This window comes from Amycolatopsis solani, from assembly GCF_033441515.1.
Taxonomy (GTDB): domain Bacteria; phylum Actinomycetota; class Actinomycetes; order Mycobacteriales; family Pseudonocardiaceae; genus Amycolatopsis; species Amycolatopsis solani.
Genome location: NZ_JAWQJT010000001.1, coordinates 923,375 through 942,152, shown reverse-complemented (window position 1 = coordinate 942,152; position 18,778 = coordinate 923,375). Strand labels below are relative to the sequence as shown.

General features: G+C 71.3%; 22 protein-coding genes and 1 tRNA gene. 13 read left to right on the top strand and 10 right to left on the bottom strand.

Annotated elements, in window-relative coordinates:
- Positions 1 to 178: 178 nt before the first annotated feature.
- The gene (locus SD460_RS04820) at positions 179 to 745 is read right to left on the bottom strand and encodes a bacterial proteasome activator family protein (RefSeq protein WP_290058133.1); all 567 of its coding nucleotides are present in this window, start codon (positions 743 to 745) and stop codon (positions 179 to 181) included.
- Between the two features lie 134 nt (positions 746 to 879).
- Here SD460_RS04820 and SD460_RS04815 point away from each other — a divergent pair, with 134 nt between their 5' ends.
- The gene (locus SD460_RS04815; RefSeq protein ID WP_290058134.1) at positions 880 to 2,079 is read left to right on the top strand and encodes a cysteine desulfurase-like protein; all 1,200 of its coding nucleotides are present in this window, start codon (positions 880 to 882) and stop codon (positions 2,077 to 2,079) included.
- On the opposite strand, the gene SD460_RS04810 is transcribed toward SD460_RS04815, so the two are convergent.
- Entirely contained in the window at positions 2,076 to 3,053 is a 978-nt protein-coding gene (locus tag SD460_RS04810; protein ID WP_290058135.1) for an NAD(P)H-quinone oxidoreductase, read from the bottom strand. The two genes, SD460_RS04815 and SD460_RS04810, sit on opposite strands and share 4 nt — an antisense overlap.
- A gap of 83 nt (positions 3,054 to 3,136) precedes the next feature.
- Here SD460_RS04810 and SD460_RS04805 point away from each other — a divergent pair, with 83 nt between their 5' ends.
- Complete coding sequence (locus SD460_RS04805) at positions 3,137 to 4,681, top strand: M28 family metallopeptidase (protein ID WP_318305946.1); 1,545 nt, start codon at positions 3,137 to 3,139, stop codon at positions 4,679 to 4,681.
- Positions 4,682 to 4,735: 54 nt separating this feature from the next.
- Here the strand turns inward: SD460_RS04805 and ypfJ are convergent, their stop codons facing one another.
- Positions 4,736 to 5,674 carry a KPN_02809 family neutral zinc metallopeptidase gene (gene ypfJ, locus SD460_RS04800; protein ID WP_290058137.1) on the bottom strand — a complete coding sequence of 313 codons (939 nt, stop codon included), beginning with the start codon at positions 5,672 to 5,674 and terminating at the stop codon, positions 4,736 to 4,738.
- Positions 5,675 to 6,183: 509 nt separating this feature from the next.
- Between ypfJ and SD460_RS04795 the strand changes: the two genes are divergently transcribed.
- Positions 6,184 to 6,657 carry a MarR family winged helix-turn-helix transcriptional regulator gene (locus SD460_RS04795; protein WP_290058138.1) on the top strand — a complete coding sequence of 158 codons (474 nt, stop codon included), beginning with the start codon at positions 6,184 to 6,186 and terminating at the stop codon, positions 6,655 to 6,657.
- 33 nt (positions 6,658 to 6,690) lie between these two features.
- Here the strand turns inward: SD460_RS04795 and SD460_RS04790 are convergent.
- Positions 6,691 to 6,777 (bottom strand) — tRNA-Ser (locus SD460_RS04790).
- A gap of 77 nt (positions 6,778 to 6,854) precedes the next feature.
- Here SD460_RS04790 and SD460_RS04785 point away from each other — a divergent pair.
- Genes SD460_RS04785 through SD460_RS04770 form a run of 4 tightly spaced genes read left to right on the top strand, consistent with a single transcriptional unit; the run spans position 6,855 to position 8,552 of the window.
- On the top strand, positions 6,855 to 7,277 hold the full coding sequence (locus SD460_RS04785; RefSeq protein WP_290058139.1) for a hypothetical protein: 423 nt from the start codon (positions 6,855 to 6,857) through the stop codon (positions 7,275 to 7,277).
- Positions 7,274 to 7,687, top strand: coding sequence for a DUF3592 domain-containing protein (locus tag SD460_RS04780; RefSeq protein ID WP_290058140.1), 414 nt, complete (start codon positions 7,274 to 7,276; stop codon positions 7,685 to 7,687). Before SD460_RS04785 ends, SD460_RS04780 begins: the two co-directional genes overlap by 4 nt.
- A gap of 41 nt (positions 7,688 to 7,728) precedes the next feature.
- Positions 7,729 to 8,151 (top strand): hypothetical protein, encoded by a 423-nt coding sequence (locus SD460_RS04775; RefSeq protein ID WP_290058141.1) that lies wholly within the window; start codon positions 7,729 to 7,731, stop codon positions 8,149 to 8,151.
- Complete coding sequence (locus SD460_RS04770; protein ID WP_290058142.1) at positions 8,148 to 8,552, top strand: hypothetical protein; 405 nt, start codon at positions 8,148 to 8,150, stop codon at positions 8,550 to 8,552. Before SD460_RS04775 ends, SD460_RS04770 begins: the two co-directional genes overlap by 4 nt.
- Here SD460_RS04770 and SD460_RS04765 read toward each other — a convergent pair.
- Entirely contained in the window at positions 8,533 to 9,372 is an 840-nt protein-coding gene (locus SD460_RS04765; RefSeq protein ID WP_290058143.1) for a patatin-like phospholipase family protein, read from the bottom strand. The two genes, SD460_RS04770 and SD460_RS04765, sit on opposite strands and share 20 nt — an antisense overlap.
- Before the next feature lie 23 nt (positions 9,373 to 9,395).
- Positions 9,396 to 9,677 (bottom strand): DUF2277 domain-containing protein, encoded by a 282-nt coding sequence (locus tag SD460_RS04760; protein WP_247015799.1) that lies wholly within the window; start codon positions 9,675 to 9,677, stop codon positions 9,396 to 9,398.
- A 102-nt stretch (positions 9,678 to 9,779) separates the two neighbouring features.
- Here SD460_RS04760 and SD460_RS04755 point away from each other — a divergent pair, with 102 nt between their 5' ends.
- Positions 9,780 to 10,715, top strand: a complete 936-nt coding sequence (locus SD460_RS04755) for an Ldh family oxidoreductase (protein WP_290058144.1) — start codon at positions 9,780 to 9,782, stop codon at positions 10,713 to 10,715.
- 101 nt (positions 10,716 to 10,816) lie between these two features.
- Here SD460_RS04755 and SD460_RS04750 read toward each other — a convergent pair whose 3' ends face one another.
- A complete protein-coding gene (locus SD460_RS04750; protein WP_257926244.1) occupies positions 10,817 to 11,041 on the bottom strand; it encodes an RNA-binding S4 domain-containing protein in 225 nt (74 codons plus the stop codon).
- 7 nt (positions 11,042 to 11,048) lie between these two features.
- Positions 11,049 to 11,846: a trypsin-like serine peptidase gene (locus tag SD460_RS04745; RefSeq protein WP_290058145.1), complete on the bottom strand. Its 798-nt coding sequence runs from the start codon at positions 11,844 to 11,846 to the stop codon at positions 11,049 to 11,051.
- 133 nt (positions 11,847 to 11,979) lie between these two features.
- Between SD460_RS04745 and SD460_RS04740 the strand changes: the two genes are divergently transcribed.
- Together SD460_RS04740 and SD460_RS04735 are read left to right on the top strand one after the other, a co-directional pair.
- Entirely contained in the window at positions 11,980 to 12,795 is an 816-nt protein-coding gene (locus SD460_RS04740) for an SDR family oxidoreductase (protein WP_290058146.1), read from the top strand.
- Between the two features lie 91 nt (positions 12,796 to 12,886).
- A complete protein-coding gene (locus SD460_RS04735) occupies positions 12,887 to 13,510 on the top strand; it encodes a hypothetical protein (protein WP_318305945.1) in 624 nt (207 codons plus the stop codon).
- Here SD460_RS04735 and SD460_RS04730 read toward each other — a convergent pair whose 3' ends face one another.
- A complete protein-coding gene (locus SD460_RS04730) occupies positions 13,511 to 14,170 on the bottom strand; it encodes a response regulator (protein WP_290057069.1) in 660 nt (219 codons plus the stop codon).
- Positions 14,167 to 15,744, bottom strand: a complete 1,578-nt coding sequence (locus SD460_RS04725) for a sensor histidine kinase (RefSeq protein WP_318306541.1) — start codon at positions 15,742 to 15,744, stop codon at positions 14,167 to 14,169. Before SD460_RS04725 ends, SD460_RS04730 begins: the two co-directional genes overlap by 4 nt.
- Before the next feature lie 190 nt (positions 15,745 to 15,934).
- Here SD460_RS04725 and SD460_RS04720 point away from each other — a divergent pair, with 190 nt between their 5' ends.
- Genes SD460_RS04720 through SD460_RS04710 form a run of 3 tightly spaced genes read left to right on the top strand, consistent with a single transcriptional unit; the run spans position 15,935 to position 18,675 of the window.
- The gene (locus SD460_RS04720) at positions 15,935 to 16,741 is read left to right on the top strand and encodes an ABC transporter ATP-binding protein (RefSeq protein WP_290057066.1); all 807 of its coding nucleotides are present in this window, start codon (positions 15,935 to 15,937) and stop codon (positions 16,739 to 16,741) included.
- Positions 16,731 to 17,618, top strand: a complete 888-nt coding sequence (locus SD460_RS04715; protein WP_290057064.1) for an ABC transporter permease — start codon at positions 16,731 to 16,733, stop codon at positions 17,616 to 17,618. The genes SD460_RS04720 and SD460_RS04715 overlap by 11 nt, the downstream gene beginning before the upstream one ends.
- A 1-nt stretch (position 17,619) precedes the next feature.
- Entirely contained in the window at positions 17,620 to 18,675 is a 1,056-nt protein-coding gene (locus SD460_RS04710; protein WP_290057062.1) for an ABC transporter substrate-binding protein, read from the top strand.
- Positions 18,676 to 18,778: the final 103 nt, after the last annotated feature.

Below are 18,778 nucleotides of genomic sequence, written 5' to 3'. Positions count from 1 at the left end.
GGCCCCGCCCAGACCGGGCCCCGCCCAGACCGGGCCCCGCCCAGACCGAGCCCCGCCCTCCCTAGGGGGCCGTGCCCATGTCCAGCCTATCGGCGCCCCCGGACAAAACCCGCCTCGAGACGAGTTGTCCACAGGGGTTGTCCACAGGCCCTCCGGTCTGTGGACAACCCCACCGAGCTCAGAGGTACTGCCCAGTCCCCGAGATCCCGGGCCCGTGCCCGTCAAGCCCCGGCCCCGCACCCGGCCCGCCGGCCGAAGGCCCGGCCGGCAACCCCCGCCGCATCTGCTCCAGCTGCACCCGCGCCGCCATCTGCTGGGCGAACAGCGCCGTCTGAATCCCGCTGAACAACCCCTCGAGCCACCCCACCAGCTGCGCCTGCGCGATCCGCAGCTCGGCGTCCGAAGGCGTCTGGTCGTCCGTGAACGGCCGCACCAGGCGCTCCAGCTCGTCCTGCAGCTCCGGGGCCAGCGACGCCGCCAGCTCCTTGACCGACGTCTCGTGGATCTCGCGCACGCGGTTGCGGGACGCGTCGTCCAGCGGGGCCGCGCGGACCTCCTCGAGGAGCTGCTTGATCATCGTGCCGATCCGCATCACCTTCGCCGGCTCTTCGACGAGGTCGCCGACCGACTCCGGGTGGTCGTCCGCGCCCACCGGGGTGCCGTCCGGGCCCACGACCACCACGTGGGGTGAAGATTCCTGGCCAGCGTCACCGGCTGTGAAGTTCGGCTCGGTCATGTGCTCCATCCTGGCTTGCGTTCGACACGCTCCGCGACACCCACGGGGCGTCCGTCTCCGAGCGTAGCCGCTTCGGGGGTTCCCGGTGGCTCTCCACCCAACCCCGGGCGCACGGCGAAACCGCACGTCCGTACGGTGTCCACATGGCGTTCGACGTCGCTCGTATCCGTGGGCTCTTTCCCGCGCTGGGTGACGGCTGGATTCACTTCGACGGCGCCGCCGGAATGCTGGTCCCGGAACAGGTCGCTTCGGCCGTTTCGACGGCGATGCGCGCCCCGGTGTCGGGGCCGGGCGGAGCGTTTCCGGCCTCACAACGCGCGGAAAGCATCGTGACCGCGGCCCGCCGGGCCGTGGCCGACCTGGTCGGGGCCGACCCGGCCGCCGTCGTGCTCGGACCCAGCGCGCCGGTGATGCTGCGCCGGCTCTGCGACTCGCTCGCCGAGCGCTGGACGATCGGCGACGAGGTCGTCGTGTCGAGGCTCGACGAACAGGCCAACCTCGCGCCGTGGCAGCGGGCCGCAAAGCGTGTCGGCGCCGTCGTGCGCTGGGGCGAGATCGACATCGAGACGTGCGAACTCCCGGCGTGGCAGTACGAGCAGCTCGTGTCGGCGCGCACCAAGGCCGTCGCGGTCACGCTCGCGTCCGGGTCCGTCGGGACGCGGCCGGACGTGCCGACGATCATCGAGTTCGCCAAGCGGGTCGGCGCGCTCGTCGTCGTCGACGCCACCTACGCCGCGCCCTTCCTGCCGCTGGACATCAACGCGCTCGGCGCCGACGTCATGGTCGTGTCCGCGCAGGCGTGGGGCGGCCCGTCGGTGGGCGCCCTCGTCTTCCGCGACCCCGAACTGATCGAGCGGATCCCGTCCGTCTCGCTCGACCCGATGGCGCGCGGCGCCGCCCGCCTCGAACTCGGCCCGCACGCGTACCCGCTGCTCGCCGGGCTGATCGCGTCGATCGACTACCTCGCGGGCCTCGACGACGCCGCGGCGGGCTCGCGTCGCGAACGGCTGGTCACCTCGCTCGGCTCCGCGAAGTCCTACCACGCCGGGCTGCTCGCCCAGCTCTCCACGGAACTGCTGTCGCTGCGGCACATCATGGTGATCGGCAACGCCATGCGCCGCATCCCCGCGCTCGCCTTCGCCGTCGCCGGCAAGAAGGCGCCCGAGGTCGCCGAGTACCTGGCTTCGCAGGGGTTGTGCGCCTTCGCCGACGACGGTGCGGCCGGTGTCTTCGCGTCACTGGGCGTCGGGGAAGTGGGCGGCGCCGTGCGGATCGGGCTCGCCCACTACTCCAACGTCTTCGAAATCAACCAGCTCGTGCGGGTCCTCGAAGAACTCCGCTAGGACTTCGCGGCCAGCAGGACCTTGCCGAACACCGAGCCCTCTTCCAGGATCCGGTGCGCGTTCGCGGCTTCGGCCATCGGCACGACCTGGCCGACGATCGGCTTCACGGCACCTTCGGACACCAGCGGCCACAGCCGTTCGCGGACGTCGGCGACGATCGCCGCCTTCTGGTCCAGCGGCCGGAAGCGCAGGCCCGCCGCGAACACCGACGCCCGCTTGCCGATCAGCGAGCCGATGTTCAGCTCGCCCTTGACCCCGCCCTGCATCCCGATGATCACCAGGCGCCCGTCCTGCTGCAGCGCGTCGACGTTGCGCGACAGGTAGGACGCGCCCATGTTGTCGAGGATGACGTGCGCGCCGCCCGTCTCCTTCTTGAGGACCTCGACGAAGTCCTCTTCCTTGTAGTTGATCGTGAGGTCGGCGCCGAGCTGGCGGCAGCTCTCGAGCCGGTCCGCCGACCCCGCGGTGACGGCGACGGTCGCGCCGAGCGCCTTACCGACCTGGATGGCGTGCGTGCCGATGCCGCCGGCGCCGCCGTGCACCAGCAGCACTTCGCCTTCGGTGAGCTTCGCGTGCATCACGACGTTCGCCCACACCGTGCAGGCCACCTCGGGCAGCCCGGCCGCGGCGATCAGCTCGACCTCGCCGGGCACCGGCAGCAGCTGCCCGGCCGGGACGACGGCCTTCTCCGCGTAGCCGCCGCCGGCGAGCAGCGCGCAGACCTCGTCGCCGACGTTCCAGCCTTCGACGCCTTCGCCGAGCTCCGCGATCGTTCCGGAGCACTCCAGACCGAGGGTTTCGCTGGCACCGGGCGGCGGCGGGTAATGGCCCCGGCGCTGCAGCAGGTCGGCGCGGTTCACCGCGCTCGCGGCCACTTCCAGCAGCACCTCACCGGGCCCGGGACGCGGGTCCGGGACCTCGGTCCACTCGAGAACGTCCGGGTCACCTGGCTCACGGATGGTGATCGCGTACATGTGTCGACTGTATACCGGCTGCGGAAGTTCCCGCCGAATGACGCATTGACGAACTACGCATACCCGAACAAAGGTGAGCAACCATGTCACTCACACGAAGAAGACTGCTCGTACCGGCGGCGCTGGCCGCCTGTACGACGCTGGCGTTCGGCATGACCCCGGCCGCGGCGGCGAACACCGCGGCCCAGCCCGACGGCCCCGCCTTGGCCAAGCAGCTCGTCAAGAAGGTCGACGTCGGAGCCATCAACCGGCACCTGATCGCGCTCCAGCGGATCTCCGACGCCAACGGAGGCACGCGCGCGGCCAGCACCGAAGGCCACAAGAAGTCCGCGGAGTACATCGCGACGAAGCTGGAGGCCGCCGGCTTCCAGGTGACCCGCCAGGAGTTCCCGTTCACGTTCGCCGAGACCCTCGCGGAGAAGCTGACCGCGGGCGGCGCCGACGTGCCGGTCATCGCGATGGAGTACACGACGAACACCCCGGTCGGCGGCATCACCGCGCCGCTCGCCGTGGTCGCGGTGGACGACACCAGCGGTTGCGAGGCCACCGACTACACCGCCGACGTCGCCGGCAAGATCGCGCTGATCAAGCGCGGCGGCTGCTCGTTCGCGCAGAAGCAGGCGACCGCCGCGGCCGCGGGCGCGATCGGCGCGATCGTCTACAACAACACCGACGGCGCCCTGAACGGGACTCTGGGGGACCCGGCCAACGCGAAGATCCCGACCGGCGGCGTGACGGCGGCCGCGGGCGCGCAGCTGGCCACGCTGGGCGGCCAGAACGTGACGCTCGAACTGCGTGCCTTCCAGGAGCAGCGGACCAGCTACAACGTCATCGCCGAGACCAAGACCGGGCGCCACGACAACGTCGTGATGCTGGGCTCGCACCTCGACAGCGTCCCGGCCGGTCCCGGCATCAACGACAACGGCACCGGCTCGGCGACCCTGCTCGAGACGGCGCTGCAGCTGGGGAGCAGCCCGAAGAGCAGCAACGCCGTGCGCTTCGGCTTCTGGAGCGCGGAGGAGTTCGGCCTGATCGGCTCGACCTACTACGTCGACTCGCTGACCTTCGAGCAGCAGCTCGACATCGCGCTGTACATGAACTTCGACATGATCGGCTCGCCGAACGCGGCGTACTTCGCCTACGACGGGGACAACTCCGACGGCGTCGGCGCGGGCCCGGGCCCGTACGGCTCGGCGCAGATCGAGCAGACGCTCGCCGGGTACCTCAACGCGAAGGGCGTCCCGACCGAGGGCACCGACTTCGACGGGCGCTCGGACTACGGCGAGTTCATCGCGGTGGGCATCCCGGCCGGCGGCCTCTTCACCGGCGCCGAAGGTCAGAAGACCGCCGCTCAGGCCGCGAAGTGGGGCGGCACGGCGGGCCTCGCCTACGACAGGTGCTACCACCAGGCCTGCGACAACCTGGGCAACATCGACCGGGTCGCGCTCGACCGCAACGCGGACGCCGTCGCCTGGGCGGTCGGTGTCTACGCGACGAGCACCGAGAGCGTCAACGGGGTGCCGCCGGGCAAGAGCAAGACGGCCAAGCAGAAGGCCGCCGACCGCGGTGCGCAGCGGAACTTCGCCGCGCACGCCGTCGCCGGTGACCCGCACGCGCTGGCTTCCTGAGATCAGACCGAAGGGGCCGTCCCGGTGCGGGGCGGCCCCTTCGTCGTGGCTGCGTCAGCCCAGGTTGTTCGTGCCGAAGGTGTCGCAGCGGGCGGGCTCGCCGGTCTGGAAGCCGGTGGTGAACCACTTCTTGCGCTGCGCGGACGTGCCGTGGGTGAACTTCGAGCGGTCGACCTGGCCGCCGCCGAGCTTCTCCTGGATGTAGTCGTCGCCGATGCGGGACGCGGTGTCCAGCGCGGACGCGATGTCGTCCTGGCTGACGTCGGTGATCAGTGGCTTGCCGGTGTCGGTCGGCGTCGTCGTGGCGTGGTTGGCCCAGACGCCGGCGTAGCAGTCGGCCTGCAGTTCGAGTCGCACCGAACCGGACGTCGGGCCGGTGCCGGTGCCCTTCTTCGACGTCCCGAGCAGGTTCTGCACGTGGTGGCCGTACTCGTGGGCCAGCACGTACGCCTCGGTGAAGAGGCCGCCCTGCGCGCCGAAGCGCGTCTTCAGCTCGTCGAAGAACGAGAGGTCGATGTAGACGTCGGAGTCCGCCGGGCAGTAGAACGGGCCGGTGTCGGACGTGGCGCTGCCGCAGCCGGTGCGCACGCCGCCGTTGAAGAACTTGGTCGGCGCCTTCTGGTAGGTCGAGCCGGACCGCGCGAACTGCTGCGCCCAGTAGTCCTGGACGGAGTTCACGATCGCGACGATCGCGCAGTCGTGGTTCTTGTTCGCGTCCGCGCCGGTCTTGCACTCGCTCGACAGCTGCGTGTTGTCGACCTGCTGGCCGGACCCGACGCCGCCGAGCCCGCCGCTCAAGCCGCTCCCGCTGCCGCCGCCGACGCTGACCCCGCCGAGCTGGGAGAGCACGAAGTAGATGATCAGGCCCACCACGCCGAGCCCGCCACCACCCAGTGCCACCCGGCCGCCGATCCCGCCGCCGCCACCATCGCCGCTACCGCGCAGGTCCTGGACTTCGGAAGCGTCCAAGCCGGCGTCGTCGTCGAACCTCACCCGCCGATATTAACGAGCCTGGGCGCGGCCGTCGCGCTGACGGCCGCACCCAGGCGTTGTACCGAGATTCTGTTCGTCGGGCGGTTGGCCGCATCCGGGCCGGCGTTCAGGCGCTGCCGTCACGGCTTCCGAGGCCGTGACCGGAAACAGGCCCGATCGACGCCGAATGCGTGAACGCACCGTAGAAGCCCGCGCTCGTGCTGCTCACAATCGCGATCGACCCGGTAGAAGTCCGTTCCGGTCGCGGGGACGCAGCGGGCGGTCAACCGCGAGGATCACCCGTCACGCAACCACCTGACCTCTCCTGGCGGGGCACCCGGGCCGGCACGTCACCGTCGTCGTGCCGCATACCTGGCCAACCGTCCACCGACAAGCAGAATGCGCCTTTTCGGTCCGAGTCTCAACCTTTTCGTAACCCCACCTTCGGGCGATGTTGCGGTGGTGTCTTCACCGGCCGACGGATCGGACTCGGACCGCGCGTTCCCTTGATCAGCGTTCTACGCTGCCTTATGACCGAGGAGCGACCTGTGCGGTGGTTGAACGATGCCGAGATGGCGGCGTGGCGCTCCTACATCGTCGCGACGCTGCGGCTGCGGCAGCGCCTGCACCGCGAACTGTCCGACCGGCACGAGGTGTCGCTCACGGACTACGAGGTGCTCGTCTGCCTCGAAATCCAGCCCGAGCACCGGATGCGCATGTCGGAACTGGCGTCGATGATGGGATCGACGAAGAGCAGGCTTTCGCACCAGGTCGGCCGGCTCGAGGACATCGGACTGGTCCGGCGGGCCCGCGACCCGGAGGACAAGCGCGGCGTCATCACGGAGCTGACCGAGGACGGCGCGGCCCTGCTGAAGACGGCGGCGCCGACACACGTGGAAGGCGTCCGCGAGCACCTGATCGACCTGCTGAGCCCGACCGAGCAGGCAACGATCGCGGCGGCCTTCGAGCGCGTGCTGGACCACCTGTCGGAAACCGAAAGCTGAACCCGGGCGCGGCCGGCGCCCGGGTGCTCAGTGCGGTAGCGGTGGGATTCGAACCCACGGAGAGGTTGCCCCCTCGCATGTTTTCAAGACATGTTCCTTCGGCCGCTCGGACACGCTACCCCTGCCCACGAGGGTAGCCGACGGAGTCTTCCGCCTCGCCGGGGCAACCGCGGCGGTCCCGGCGGCGTGCTCATCGCATGACATCGCCTGGGGTGGGCCTGCGCCGGACGCTCGCGCTGTGGGTGCCGGTGCTGGTCTTGCTGGCCGGGCTGGTCGTGCTGGGCATCGGCGATGGTCAGCACGAGGACGACGCGCGCTCGGCCGGGGTGTTCCCGGCGCGGGTCGTCGCGACCGGTTCGCGGCAGTACCGGACCGCCGACGTCGAGTTCACCGGGCCCGACGGGCGAACCACCACCGTGACCGTCGAGCACCGGAAGCGGGGCGTCTACCCGGGCGACGAGGTCCAGGTCCGGGTGTGGCCGGCCGAACGGCGGGTGGCGCTCGAGTACGGGGTCTCGCACGAGGCGACGATGGTGGTCGGCGGCGTGCTCGCACTGCTCGGCGCGGGTGGCTGGGTCGTCGCCGTCGTCCGGCGGCGTCGCGAACGGCGCCGGTCGTGACGGCGGGGTCGCGCCGGCTGCCCCCGGCGGCCGTCCTGTGGCTGCCGTTGCTGATGCTGGCCGGCGGGCTCGGGGTGCTGGGCGTCGGTGCGGTGAACCTCGCGGACGAGAGCCGGTCGGCGGGGGTCTTCGCGGGCCGGGTCGTCGCGACCCACGAGCGGACCGCGGACGTCGAGTTCACCAGCGTCGACGGGCGGCCCGCCACGGCGAACTTCGGGCTCCAGAAGCCGGCGCTTCGCGTGGGCGAGACGGTCCAGGTCCGCGTGTGGCCCGCCGAACGGCGGACGGAACTCGACTTCGGCGTCTCCCACACCTCGACGCTGGTGGTGGGCGGGGTGCTGGCGCTGCTCGGCGCGGCCGCCGCCGTGCTGGCCTTCCTGCGGCACCACCGCGAACGGCGCCGGTCGTGACGGCCGGGCAACCGCGGCGGTCGCGACGGCGTGCTGGGGGCATGAAGTCGTGGAGATCCTGGCTGCCGCCGGCGGCCCTGCTGTGGCTCCCGCTGCTGATGCTGGTCGGCGGCTCTGCGGTGCTGGCCACCGGCATCGCCATGGCCGCGGACGTGCACCGGTCGGCCGGGCTCTTCTGGGGGCAGGTCGTCGAGGTCGGTGACCCGCGGGACCGGTCCGCGGCCGTCGAGTACACCGGACCCGACGGGCGGACCAAGAGGCAGACCTTCGAGCTGGACCGGCGCCGGGTCCCCGTGGGCAAGCGGGTCCAGATTCGGGTGTGGCCCGACGAAGGCCGGGCGGAATTCGACGCGGGCGACAAGTACGTCACGCCGATCGTCTACGGCGGGGTGGTGTCGTTGCTGGGCGCGGCCGGCACCGTCGTGGTCTTCGTGCGGCACAACCGCATCCGGCGACGCCGGTGAAGACGGACGTGGTCCGGGGCGCGGTGGCCGCCGTCTCGCTGGCGGTGATGCTCGGTTCCCTGCTCGCGGCCGCGATCATCGGCGGCACGCTCCGGGACCGGTCCGGCTCACTGGTGGGTACCGCGACCGTCGAGCGGGTCGTCGACCGGTCCACGGTGGTCGCGCGCGTCGACGAACCCGGCGGCCTCCGCTACCGGGACGTGCGTGTCAGCCGCGGTTACCCGCACGGCGCCCGCCTCGAGGTCCGCTACTGGGCCCACGACGAGGAGCCCGCGGCCGAGACCAGGGGCGAACTGCGCATCCCTGGCCCGTGGATCTTCGGCGTCTGCGCGGCGGGGTTCGTGGCGGGCAACGTCGGGCTGCGGCCGGCGATCCGCCGGGCTAAGTCCAGCTCAGTGTGAGCGCGGCACCCTGGGCGCGGCCCGCTTCGGCCGCCGGCGTGCGGGTCGCCGGGTCCAGCGGGTTCTCGCCGATCGCCTCGATCGAAGCCTCGTCCGGGGTGATCAGCGCAACCTCCGCGCCCGCCGCGCGCAGCTCGTCCAGGACCGTGGACAGCGGCTTTTCCATCGGCAGCGGGGAATCCGGGCCGAGCGGGGAAACGACCGTGACGCGGGTGCAGCCCGTCGCGTAGTCGGCGTTCTCGCCGGAGCGGACGCCGCCGTCGACGTAGCGGCGGCCGTCGATCGTCACCGGGGGCCAGACGCCCGGGACCGCGCAGCTCGCCGCCACCGCGTCGACCAGGGAGACCCCGGAGGCGCGGTCGAAGCGGCGGGGTTCGCCGGTTTCGGCGTCCACCGCCACGATCACCAGGCGCTGCTCGGGCCACTCGTGCACCGGCAGCCGCGCTTCGAGCACCGCGCGCCGGTCGGCTTCGGGCACCGTTTCGGCCGCCAGTGCCAGCCGGCCGACCGCGCGCCGGACCTCGGCGGGGTCCGCCGTGCCGGTGAGCGCGCCGCCGAAGTCGGCGGCGAACTTCTCGAAGTCGATGTCGGCCGGGATCTCCGGCGCCTGGCGCGCCGGATCGGCCTGGCGGGCGAACAGCTCGGCCAGCGGCAGCCCGCTGGTCACCTGCGCCGCGACCGCCGCGCCCGCCGACGTCCCGACGAGCAGGTCGGCACCGGTGAGGTCCTGCCCGTGCTCGGCGAGCCCGGTCAGCAACCCCGTCGTCCACGCGATCCCGGCGACCCCGCCGCCGCCCAGCACCAAAGCCTGTCCACCCATGCCGACAGCCTATCGGCGCCGGATCACGGCTGTCGCAAGGCTTTCGCGGCGATCCGCGCCTGGACTTCGGGACGCCGCAACGGCGGCACGGTCGCCGGCGGCTGACGGCGTTCGGGCAGCTGCTCCAGCAGCCGCGTGGTGATCGCCGTGATCTCGGCGACCGCGGCCTCGAAGGGCTCGCGCGTGGCGTCCGAAAGCGACTGCACGCCGGTCACCTTGCGGACGTACTGGCGGGCCGCGGCCTCGATCTCCTCGCCGGTCGCGGCCGGCTGGAGCCCCCGGAGGGTGGTGATGTTTCGGCACATGCCGCCCAGGGTACGACTCTTCGGGCGCCCCGATCACACGGTCGGTTAGGCCTGGCCCCACCTCGTTGACGCCCGAACCGCCGCTTGGGCAAGGTCGGAGCAGTGCCCCTCAGACCGTTCCGCTCCGCCCGCCCCGAACCCCCGGTCCTCGACGCCGAGCCGCCGGAAACCCCGATCCCGGAACAGGCCTGGCCCCGCGTGCGAGCCGACGAGCTGGTCACGCTCGTGGCGCACGTCTTCGCCGCCCACGGTTTCCCCGAAGCCCGCGCGCGCATCGCGGCGGAGGCCCTCTGCCACGGCGACCTGACCGGTTCGCCGGACACCGGGGTCGCCGACCTGACCCGCGTCCACTTGCCACTGCTGGAAAACGGGCACGTCGTGCCGCACGCCCGGCCGCTGATGATCGCCGACCGCGGGGCCGCCGCGCTGATCGACTACCGCCGCGCGTCCGGGCTCTGGGCCGTCGGCGACGCGATGGACCGGGCGGTCACCCGGGCCGGCCGGTACGGCGTCGGGCTGGTTTCCCTGCGCGGGATCGGGCCGTTCGGCCGGGCCGGGCACCACGCCGCGCGGGCGCTGCCGCACGCGATGATCGGGCTGGTGCTCGCCGCCGGCGGCGAACCGGGCCAGCCGATGAACCCGCTCGGCATGGCCGCGCCCGGCGGCGCGTACCCGGAGTTCGTGTTCGACATGGACAAGCCGGGCGCCGAAGCCGCCGGGCTGACGCTGCTGGTCGAGGTGCTCGCCGGCGTGCTTTCCGGCGTCGCCGACCACGAGCACGACACCGGCCTGCTGGTGCTGGCCATCGCCCCGACGACGTTGCGCAGCGCCGACGGCTTCTACCGCGCGGCGAGCGCGTTGTTCGGCAGCATGCTCGGCTGGGACGGCGGCGCGCCGATCCGCTACCCGGGCTGGCGCGAGGCCCAGCACCTGGAGCAGTGCCGCGCGCTCGGCGTCCCGCTGGCCGGCCCGGTCCGCCGGGAGCTGGACGCCCTCGCCGCTTCGCTCGGCCTCCCGCCCCTCACGAGCGTCGGCTGACCCCGGTTCGAGCGCCCCAAGGTGGCCTTGGTTGCGTCTCGCGCACCGAAGGCCGCCTTGGGTGCGTCTGACGCACCGAAGGCCACCTTGGGGCGCTTGGGTCAGCGGACCAGGATGACCTTGCCGCGGTCGGGGCCGACGGCCACGACGTCGCCGTCGGTCAGCTGGCGGCCGCGGCGGGTCTCCACCTCGCCGTTGACCGTGACCTCCTCGGCGTCGATCAGGTCCTTGGCGTGCGAGCCGTCCTCGGCGAGGCCGGCCAGCTTGAGGAACTGGCCGAGCCGGATCGGCTCTCCGGTGATGGGTACGTCGACGGGATCGCTCATACCCGCATCATGCCCGGGCGGTCGTCTGCCGGTAGAGGGCCTGGACGTCCGTGTCGAAGTAGCTCGAGTACGACGTGTCCGGGTCGTCGCCGCCGTACTCGAAACCGCCGATGACGCCGATGACCGTGCCGAGCCGGGTCTTCGGGTCCTCGGCGGTGACCCACGGGCCGCCGCTGGTGCCGGTCGGGAAGCCCGCGCAGTCCACTTTCAGCTGGTAGGTGTCCTGCTGGCGGGTCGTGTTCTGGCAGACCGCGGGCACCTCGGCGTCGTCCGGGTAGCCGGTGAGCGTGATGGCCTGCTGGAACCCGGTGCCGGTGGCGAGGGTGTTCGCGCCGACCAGGCTCTCCAACGTCGCCGTCGCGCCCGCCTGGTGCGCGGTCGCGAAGCCGACGTCGAGGTCCGGGTCCGACGATGAGCTCCAGCCGGCCGCGACCAGCTCGTCGGACACCGTCCAGAAGCCGAACGGCGCGACGCCGTCGTGGTAGCCGGGCGCGAAGGTGACGCCGGTGAGGTAGCCGCCGCCTTCGCCGTCGTGGATGCAGTGGGCCGCGGTCAGCAGCACGTCGCCCTGGTCGCTGTGCACGACACTGGCCGTGCAGTAGTGCATGCCCTCGACGAACAGCGCGCCGACGGCGGGGCTCGACCCCGCGGGCAGGTCCGGTGTCGACGCCGGCACGGCCTCGACGGTGCCGGACGTCGTCGCGTCGGCGGACCGCGGCTGGTGCTCCACGAAGATCACGAAGGCCGCGCCGAGCAGCAGGATCGCGGCGACGCTGAGCAGGACGGCCGTCCGCCGCACGCGCATCGCCTCCTCGTCCGTTCGTCCCGGCGCTCCGACCAGATCACCATAAGGCGTCGCACCGACACAAACAGCACACCCACAGCAAGCTCACAGCCGCTAATATCCGTAACTCGCGAGTAACACCCAGGGAGGGACCATGAAGCGGTTCGGGGACAAGGTCGTGGTGATCACCGGGGCGGGCTCGGGCATCGGCCGCGCGCTGGCGCTGGACTTCGCCCGGCGGGGTGCGCGCGTCGCGCTTTCCGACGTCAACGGCGACAACGTGGCGGAGACGGCGAAGCTGGCGGGCGACAACGCCCGCGCGTACACCCTCGACGTCGCCGACCGGGCCGCCGTGCTCGCCCACGCCGAGGAGGTCGTCGGCGACTTCGGCGGCGCGAACGTCATCGTGAACAACGCGGGTGTGGCGCTCGGCGCGACCGTCGAGGAAATGTCCTTCGAGGACTACGACTGGCTGATGGGCGTCAACCTCGGCGGCGTGGTGAACGGCACCAAGGCGTTCCTGCCGCACCTGATCGCTTCCGGCGACGGGCACGTCGTCAACATTTCCAGCGTGTTCGGTTTCGTCGGCGTGCCGACGCAGAGCGCGTACAACGCGGCGAAGTTCGCCGTCCGGGGATTCACCGAAGCGCTGCGCGAAGAAATGCTGATCGCGCGGCACCCGGTCGCGGTGAGCTGCGTGCACCCGGGCGGGATCAAGACCAACATCGTGCGCAACGCGCGCAGCGACGCCGGCGACCAGGAGAAGGCCGCGCGGGGCTTCGAGCGGATCGCGCACACCACCCCGGAGAAGGCGGCCCAGACCATCCTCCGTGGCGTGGAACGGAAGTCCGCGCGGATCCTCATCGGACCGGACGCCTACGTGATCGACGCCATCCCGCGCGTCCTGGGCTCGGCTTACCAGCGTCCACTGGCAGTGTTGGCCCGGCTCGGGCTCAAGCAGATGGAATGACGTTCACTCATTGGGGTTGCCTTTCTGACAGCGGCGTCAGAAATGGTCCAGAATGCGGGGGGTCCGCGCGTCCCCCGTACCGGAGGTCCCGATGCTTCGCACCGCACCGCGCAGTGCGACCCGTCCGTCCAGCGATCGCACCGCGGTCGAGCTGCTGGATCGCACCGGCATCGTCGCCGCGAGCCTGCCCCGGCGCCGCCGCACCGACGACGAGGTCACCGAGAGCGAGCCGATCTACACCCGGCCGCCGGTGTGCGACCAGGACCTGCGGCCGAAGTCCGTGGTGATCCGGCGCCGCGCCCGCACGTGGCTGGGCAGCGGCGCCGCGGTGCTGCTCGTCGCGGCCGGGTGGCTGGGCGGCGGGCTGTTCACCGGCGGCCTGTTCTCCCCGGCGCCCGCCGACGACGTGGCCGAGGTCGACTCGCGCCCGGCCGTCGCCGCGGCCCCGGCGCCCCAGCCGGTGGCCCCGCAGGCGCCGGCGGTCGTGCCGCCGCCGAAGACCGTGTTCGTGCCGGTGCCCGCGAAGCCCGCGCCGAGGCAGGTCCAGGCGCAGGCGCAGGCGAAACCGCAGTCCAAGAAGCCTTCGCCGGAAGAGGAAGCGCGGGTCGACCTGCCGTCGTCCACGACGCCGACGTCGACCACGAACCCCGTCCAGGCCTGGGTCGACGTCGCCGAAAGCATGATGCAGCGCTACGGCGGCCAGAACGGTCGCTAGTCAGGCCCCGGACCAGCGGTACTCGTGCTCGGGGCGCCCGGTGGCGCCGTAGCGCAGCCGCATCTGGACCGTGCCCGACTCCGCCAGCGCGGTCAGGTACCGCTGCGCCGTCGCCCGCGCCATGCCGAGCTCGCCGGCGACCTCCGCCGCGGACAGCGGACGGCCCGCGCGCCGCAGCTGCTCGGAAACCAGGCGGGACGTCGCCGTCGACTGGCCCTTCGGCGCGGACGTCCGGTCCTGGTCGTGCAGCACCCGGTACGCGCGGTCGACGTCGTCCTGCGCGAAGGCGCGGTCTTCGGCGAGCAGGCCGCGGAAGCGCGCGTAGGACGCGAGCCGCTCCGCGAGCTGGCGGGTGGTGAACGGCTTGATCAGGTAGTTCAGCGCGCCGGCCCGGATCGCCGCCGCCACCGACGCGCTGTCGGTTGCCGCGGACAGCACGATGGTGTCGGTCTGCAGCTCCGGGAGCACGGCGAGGCCGGACTCGTCGGGCAGGTAGACGTCGAGCAGGACCAGGTCCGGCGAGAGCTCCCGGACGCGGGCGCGCGCCTCGGCGGCGGTGTGCGCGGTGCCGACCACCGCGAAGCCGTCGACCTCCTCGACGAACCCGGCGTGCACGCCGGCGACCCGGAAGTCGTCGTCGACGATGAGCGTGCGGATCATCGGTCCTCCGTCAGCGTTCCGGGCAGCTTGGCGACGAACAGGGCACCGGTCTCGTCCTCGCCGGGGTCGGCCAGCCAGACGTCGCCGCCGTGGGCGCGGGCGGCCTGCCGGGCGAGCGCCAGGCCGAGGCCGTGCCCGGGCGCGATCTTCGTCGAGACGCCTTCGTCGAACAACGTCCGCCGCAGGTCTTCCGGCACGCCGGGGCCACTGTCCACAACGGACACGTGCAGCGTGCCGCCCTCGGCCAGCAGGCTGATTTCGACCGTCGCCGGCCGCCGCGGGCCCATCCGCGCGGCGTGCAGGGCGTTGTCGACCAGGTTGCCGATCACGGTGTTCGCCGCGATCGGGTCGGTCACCGCGGTGGGCACCCAGGTGTCGTCGGCGAGCTTGAGCGTGAGGCCCTTTTCCTGCGCCTGCTCGGTTTTCGCGACGAGCAGCGCCTGCAGGTACGGGTCGGCGACCGCGTCGCCCAGCTCGCTCGGCCGCGCCGAGGGCGAGTCCGTCAGCGTCTGCAGGTACTCGACGGCCTCGGTGTGGTGGCCGAGCTGCAGCAGCCCGTAGAGCGTGTGCAGCCGGTTGGCGAACTCGTGCCGCTGGGCACGCAGGCCGTCGGACAGCGCGCGGATGCCGTCGAGCTCGCGGGTGAGCGTGTCGAGGTCGGTGCGGTCGCGGAAGGTCAGCACGGTGCCGATCGGCCGGTCGTCCAGCCGGACCGCGCGCGAATTGACGACCAGCACGCGGTTCCCCGCCACGGCCAGGAGGTTGTCGACCGGCCGTCCCTCGCCGACGGCCTTGTGCAGCCGCGGGCTGAGCTCGAGTTCCGCGAGCGCCGCGCCGATCGGGAGCTCGGTGCCGAGCAGGCGTTCGGCTTCGTCGTTGCGGACCGAGACGCGGTTGGCCTCGTCGACGGCGAGCACGCCTTCGCCGATCCCGTGCAGCACGGCTTCGCGTTCGTAGAGCAGCTCGGTGAGTTCGTGCGGTTCGAGGCCGTGCGTGACGCGCCGCAGCCGCCGGTTCAGCAGCGCGGACGCGCCCGCGCCGAGCAGCAGCGCGCCACCGGCGAACACCAGCGTGATCGCCAGGAGCTGGTTGAAGTCGCCGGTCGGGTCGGCCACGTCGAAGCCGACGCTGACCTCGCCGACCACGCGTTGTCCTTGCCAGATCGGGGTTTTGCTGCGCACGGACAAGCCGAGCGTGCCGCTCGCGACGGTGCTGACGTCGTCGAGCCCGGCGAGCGCTCGGTCGGCCGGAGTGCTGACCCGCCGCCCGATCTCGGTCGGCGTCGGGTGCGCGAGCCGGATGCTGTTGTCGTCGGTGATCACGACGAACAACGCTTCGTTCCGCTCCCGCACGGCGAGTGCGCGTTCCTGCAGCGCGCCGCCGGGGACCTTCGCGGCGGTGTTCGCGACCACGACGGGGTCCGCCGCCACCGACTTCGCGATGGCCAATGCCCGCTGGCCGTACTGCTCGGTGAGGGTGCGCGAGAGGAGCACGCTGACCAGCGCGACGCCGATCCCGACGACGAGGACGACCACGCCGATCTGCAGCAGCAGCACCTGCCTGCTGAACCGCATCCGCGGGAAGAGCGCCCACTTTGGCATGGCTGGGAACATACCCCCAGGTCACGGCAGTGCGCTAAACGAGCAAAACATTCAGAACGCACAGCTCGCGCGGAGAACGTCGACAAGCTTCACCTCGAAGCAACGGCTGCTTAACGTCCCTTCCCAACGTGAGCCCCACCACGTGACGAAGGAGTCACCTCCGATGGTCCCCCCTCTGATCGAACTCACCGGAGCCACCAAACGGTTCCCGAGCGGGTCCGGTTCCGTGCACACGGCCGTCCGCGACCTGACCATGACCGTGCAGCCCGGCGAGTTCGTCGCCGTGGTCGGCCCGACCGGCTGCGGCAAGTCGACGACGCTCTCGCTGGTCTCCGGGCTGCAGCCGCCGTCCGCCGGCCGCGTGCGGGTGAACGGCGAGGAGGTGAAGTCCATCCCGGACGGCGTCGGGTACATGTTCCAGACCGACGCCGTGATGCCGTGGCGCTCGGTGCTGGAGAACGTCGCTTCCGGTCCGCGCTTCCGGGGCGTGCCGAAGGCCGAGGCCCGCGCGCAGGCCGTCGACTGGATCGCCCGCGTCGGGCTCGCCGGGTTCGAGAAGTACTACCCGCACCAGCTTTCCGGCGGCATGCGCAAGCGTGTCGCGCTGGCGCAGACGCTGGTCACCAAGCCGAAGATCCTGCTGATGGACGAGCCGTTCTCGGCGCTCGACGTGCAGACGCGGGCGCTGATGCAGGACGAGCTGCTGCGCCTGTGGTCCGGTTCGGGGGCCGCGGTGATCTTCGTGACGCACGACCTCGACGAGGCCATCGCGCTGGCGGACAAGGTCGTCGTGCTGACGACGTCGCCGGCCACCGTGAAGGACGTCTTCGAAATCCCGCTGGAGCGGCCGCGCAAGGTCGAGGACCTGCGGCTCACCGAGGAGTTCCGCAAGCTCTACGCGGACATCTGGGAATCACTGCGCAGCGAGGTCGACAAGGCCCGTGAGAAGGGAGCGAGCAATGTCGCTTGAGACCCCCGCGGCGACGTCCGCGCCCCTCCCGGTCCTCGAGACCGAGCAGGACATCCTGGCCCGCGCGAAGCAGGCGTCCGCGAAGCGCAAGCGCAACATCTGGCTGCTGCGCCTGGCGATCGTGGTCGTCTGGCTGGGCAGCTGGGAGCTGACCGCGACGTACTGGATCGACCCGTTCTTCTACTCGAAGCCGTCGAAGATCTGGCAACGGCTCGTCGAGTGGTTCAGCACCGGCACCGACTTCGGCTCGATCTGGTACCAGATCCTGGTGACCGTCGAGGAAGCCGCGATCGGTTTCGTCATCGGCGCCATCGCCGGCGTCGTGTTCGGCGTCATCCTCGGCCGCAGCTCCTACTTGGCCCAGGTGCTCGCGCCGTTCATCAAGGCCGCCAACGCGTTGCCGCGCATCGTGCTCGCCGCGCTGTTCGTGATCTGGTTCGGGCTCGGGCTGTCGTCGAAGGTCGCGACCGTCGTCGTGCTCGTGTTCTTCGCGGTGTTCTTCAACGCCTTCACCGGCGCGCGTGAGGTCGACCGGAACCTGATCGACAACGCCCGCATCCTCGGCGCGACGCGCGGCCAGGTGCTCAAGTCGATCGTGCTGCCCAGCGCGACGTCGTGGATCCTCTCGTCGTTGCACGTCGCTTTCGGGTTCGCGCTCATCGGCGCGGTCGTCGGCGAGTACACCGGCGCCAAGGCCGGTATGGGTTTCCTGATCGCCAACGCGCAGGGCACGTTCGACACGGCCGGGGTGTACGCCGGGATGCTGATCATCACCGTGGTGGCGCTGCTCGCGGAGTGGGGCATCAGTTCGCTGGAAGGCAGGCTGCTGCGGTGGCGCCCGCCGTCCGCCGCCGACGCCGCGCACGGAGTGGTCTGACATGCGCCTGAAGAGGACAGTCGGCGTCGTGGCCGCGCTCGCGGTCACCCTGGCCGGGGTCACGGCGTGCCGCGACTCGCGGGAGATCGCCATCGGCACCGCCGGCCAGCCGCACCTCAAGATCATGATCGGTGGCATCTCGAAGGTCATCTACCTGCCGGGCCAGCTGGCCGCGCAGATCGGCGCGTACCAACGCCAAGGCCTCGACGTCGAGCTGTTCGACCAGCCCTCGGGCGCGAACGCCGAGACGTCGCTGCTGGCCGGCGAGGTGCAGGGTGTGGTCGGGTTCTACGACCACACGATCGACCTGCAGGCCAAGGAGCAGTGCATCCAGAGCGTCGTGCAGTTCGCGAACGTGCCGGGCGAGGCCGAGATGGTCGCCACCGGCAAGGCGGGCGAGATCAAGTCGGGCCAGGACTTCAAGGGCCGCAACCTCGGCGTCACGTCGCTGGGCTCGTCGACGGACTTCCTGACGAAGGCGCTGGCCGCGCGCGGCGGCGTCAGCTCGAAGGACTACACGCCGGTCAAGGTCGGCGCCGGGCAGACGTTCATCTCGGCGATGAACCAGGGTTCGATCGACGCCGGGATGACCACCGACCCGACGATCGCGCAGCTGACGAACACCGGGCAGGCCAAGGTGCTCTACGAAATGCGCACGGTCGAAGGCACGAAAGCCGCTTTGGGTGGTTTGTACCCGGCGAGTTCGCTGTACATGGGCTGCGAAATCGTGAAGCGGTATCCGGACATCGTGCAGAAACTGGCCAATGCGTACGTCGAGACCCTGAAGTGGATTTCTACGCACACCCCGGAACAGGTCGCCGACATCATGCCGCCGTCGTTCGCCGGCGGGGACAAGGCGCTGTACGTGAAGTCGCTGAAGGACAGCCTGCCGATGTTCACGAAGGACGGCCGGATGGACCCGGCGGGCGCCCAGAACGTGCTGAAGGTGCTGGGCGAGTCGTCGAGCAACGTCAAGCCGAAGAAGGACAAGATCGACCTTTCTCAGACATATACGACGAAATTCGTGGATGCCGCGAAAGCGCAGTCCCAGCAATAGCCCCGCTCACCTGACCGGGCGGTTGGTGAGCGATATCGGCCCGTGAAGGCCTCTTCCCCCGCGGAGGCCTTCACGGGTCTTCATCGTGAAGACCCTTCGAAAG

What these genes read in the sequence shown, in the direction of transcription:
- SD460_RS04820 (WP_290058133.1), bottom strand. Translation starts at nt 745, where the DNA reads ATGGAGCACATGACCGAGCCGAACTTCACAGCCGGTGACGCTGGCCAG.
- SD460_RS04815 (WP_290058134.1), top strand. Translation starts at nt 880, where the DNA reads ATGGCGTTCGACGTCGCTCGTATCCGTGGGCTCTTTCCCGCGCTGGGT.
- SD460_RS04810 (WP_290058135.1), bottom strand. Translation starts at nt 3,053, where the DNA reads ATGTACGCGATCACCATCCGTGAGCCAGGTGACCCGGACGTTCTCGAG.
- SD460_RS04805 (WP_318305946.1), top strand. Translation starts at nt 3,137, where the DNA reads ATGTCACTCACACGAAGAAGACTGCTCGTACCGGCGGCGCTGGCCGCC.
- SD460_RS04795 (WP_290058138.1), top strand. Translation starts at nt 6,184, where the DNA reads ATGACCGAGGAGCGACCTGTGCGGTGGTTGAACGATGCCGAGATGGCG.
- SD460_RS04785 (WP_290058139.1), top strand. Translation starts at nt 6,855, where the DNA reads ATGACATCGCCTGGGGTGGGCCTGCGCCGGACGCTCGCGCTGTGGGTG.
- SD460_RS04775 (WP_290058141.1), top strand. Translation starts at nt 7,729, where the DNA reads ATGAAGTCGTGGAGATCCTGGCTGCCGCCGGCGGCCCTGCTGTGGCTC.
- SD460_RS04765 (WP_290058143.1), bottom strand. Translation starts at nt 9,372, where the DNA reads ATGGGTGGACAGGCTTTGGTGCTGGGCGGCGGCGGGGTCGCCGGGATC.
- SD460_RS04760 (WP_247015799.1), bottom strand. Translation starts at nt 9,677, where the DNA reads ATGTGCCGAAACATCACCACCCTCCGGGGGCTCCAGCCGGCCGCGACC.
- SD460_RS04750 (WP_257926244.1), bottom strand. Translation starts at nt 11,041, where the DNA reads ATGAGCGATCCCGTCGACGTACCCATCACCGGAGAGCCGATCCGGCTC.
- SD460_RS04745 (WP_290058145.1), bottom strand. Translation starts at nt 11,846, where the DNA reads ATGCGCGTGCGGCGGACGGCCGTCCTGCTCAGCGTCGCCGCGATCCTG.
- SD460_RS04740 (WP_290058146.1), top strand. Translation starts at nt 11,980, where the DNA reads ATGAAGCGGTTCGGGGACAAGGTCGTGGTGATCACCGGGGCGGGCTCG.
- SD460_RS04735 (WP_318305945.1), top strand. Translation starts at nt 12,887, where the DNA reads ATGCTTCGCACCGCACCGCGCAGTGCGACCCGTCCGTCCAGCGATCGC.
- SD460_RS04730 (WP_290057069.1), bottom strand. Translation starts at nt 14,170, where the DNA reads ATGATCCGCACGCTCATCGTCGACGACGACTTCCGGGTCGCCGGCGTG.
- SD460_RS04725 (WP_318306541.1), bottom strand. Translation starts at nt 15,744, where the DNA reads ATGCGGTTCAGCAGGCAGGTGCTGCTGCTGCAGATCGGCGTGGTCGTC.
- SD460_RS04720 (WP_290057066.1), top strand. Translation starts at nt 15,935, where the DNA reads ATGGTCCCCCCTCTGATCGAACTCACCGGAGCCACCAAACGGTTCCCG.
- SD460_RS04715 (WP_290057064.1), top strand. Translation starts at nt 16,731, where the DNA reads ATGTCGCTTGAGACCCCCGCGGCGACGTCCGCGCCCCTCCCGGTCCTC.
- SD460_RS04710 (WP_290057062.1), top strand. Translation starts at nt 17,620, where the DNA reads ATGCGCCTGAAGAGGACAGTCGGCGTCGTGGCCGCGCTCGCGGTCACC.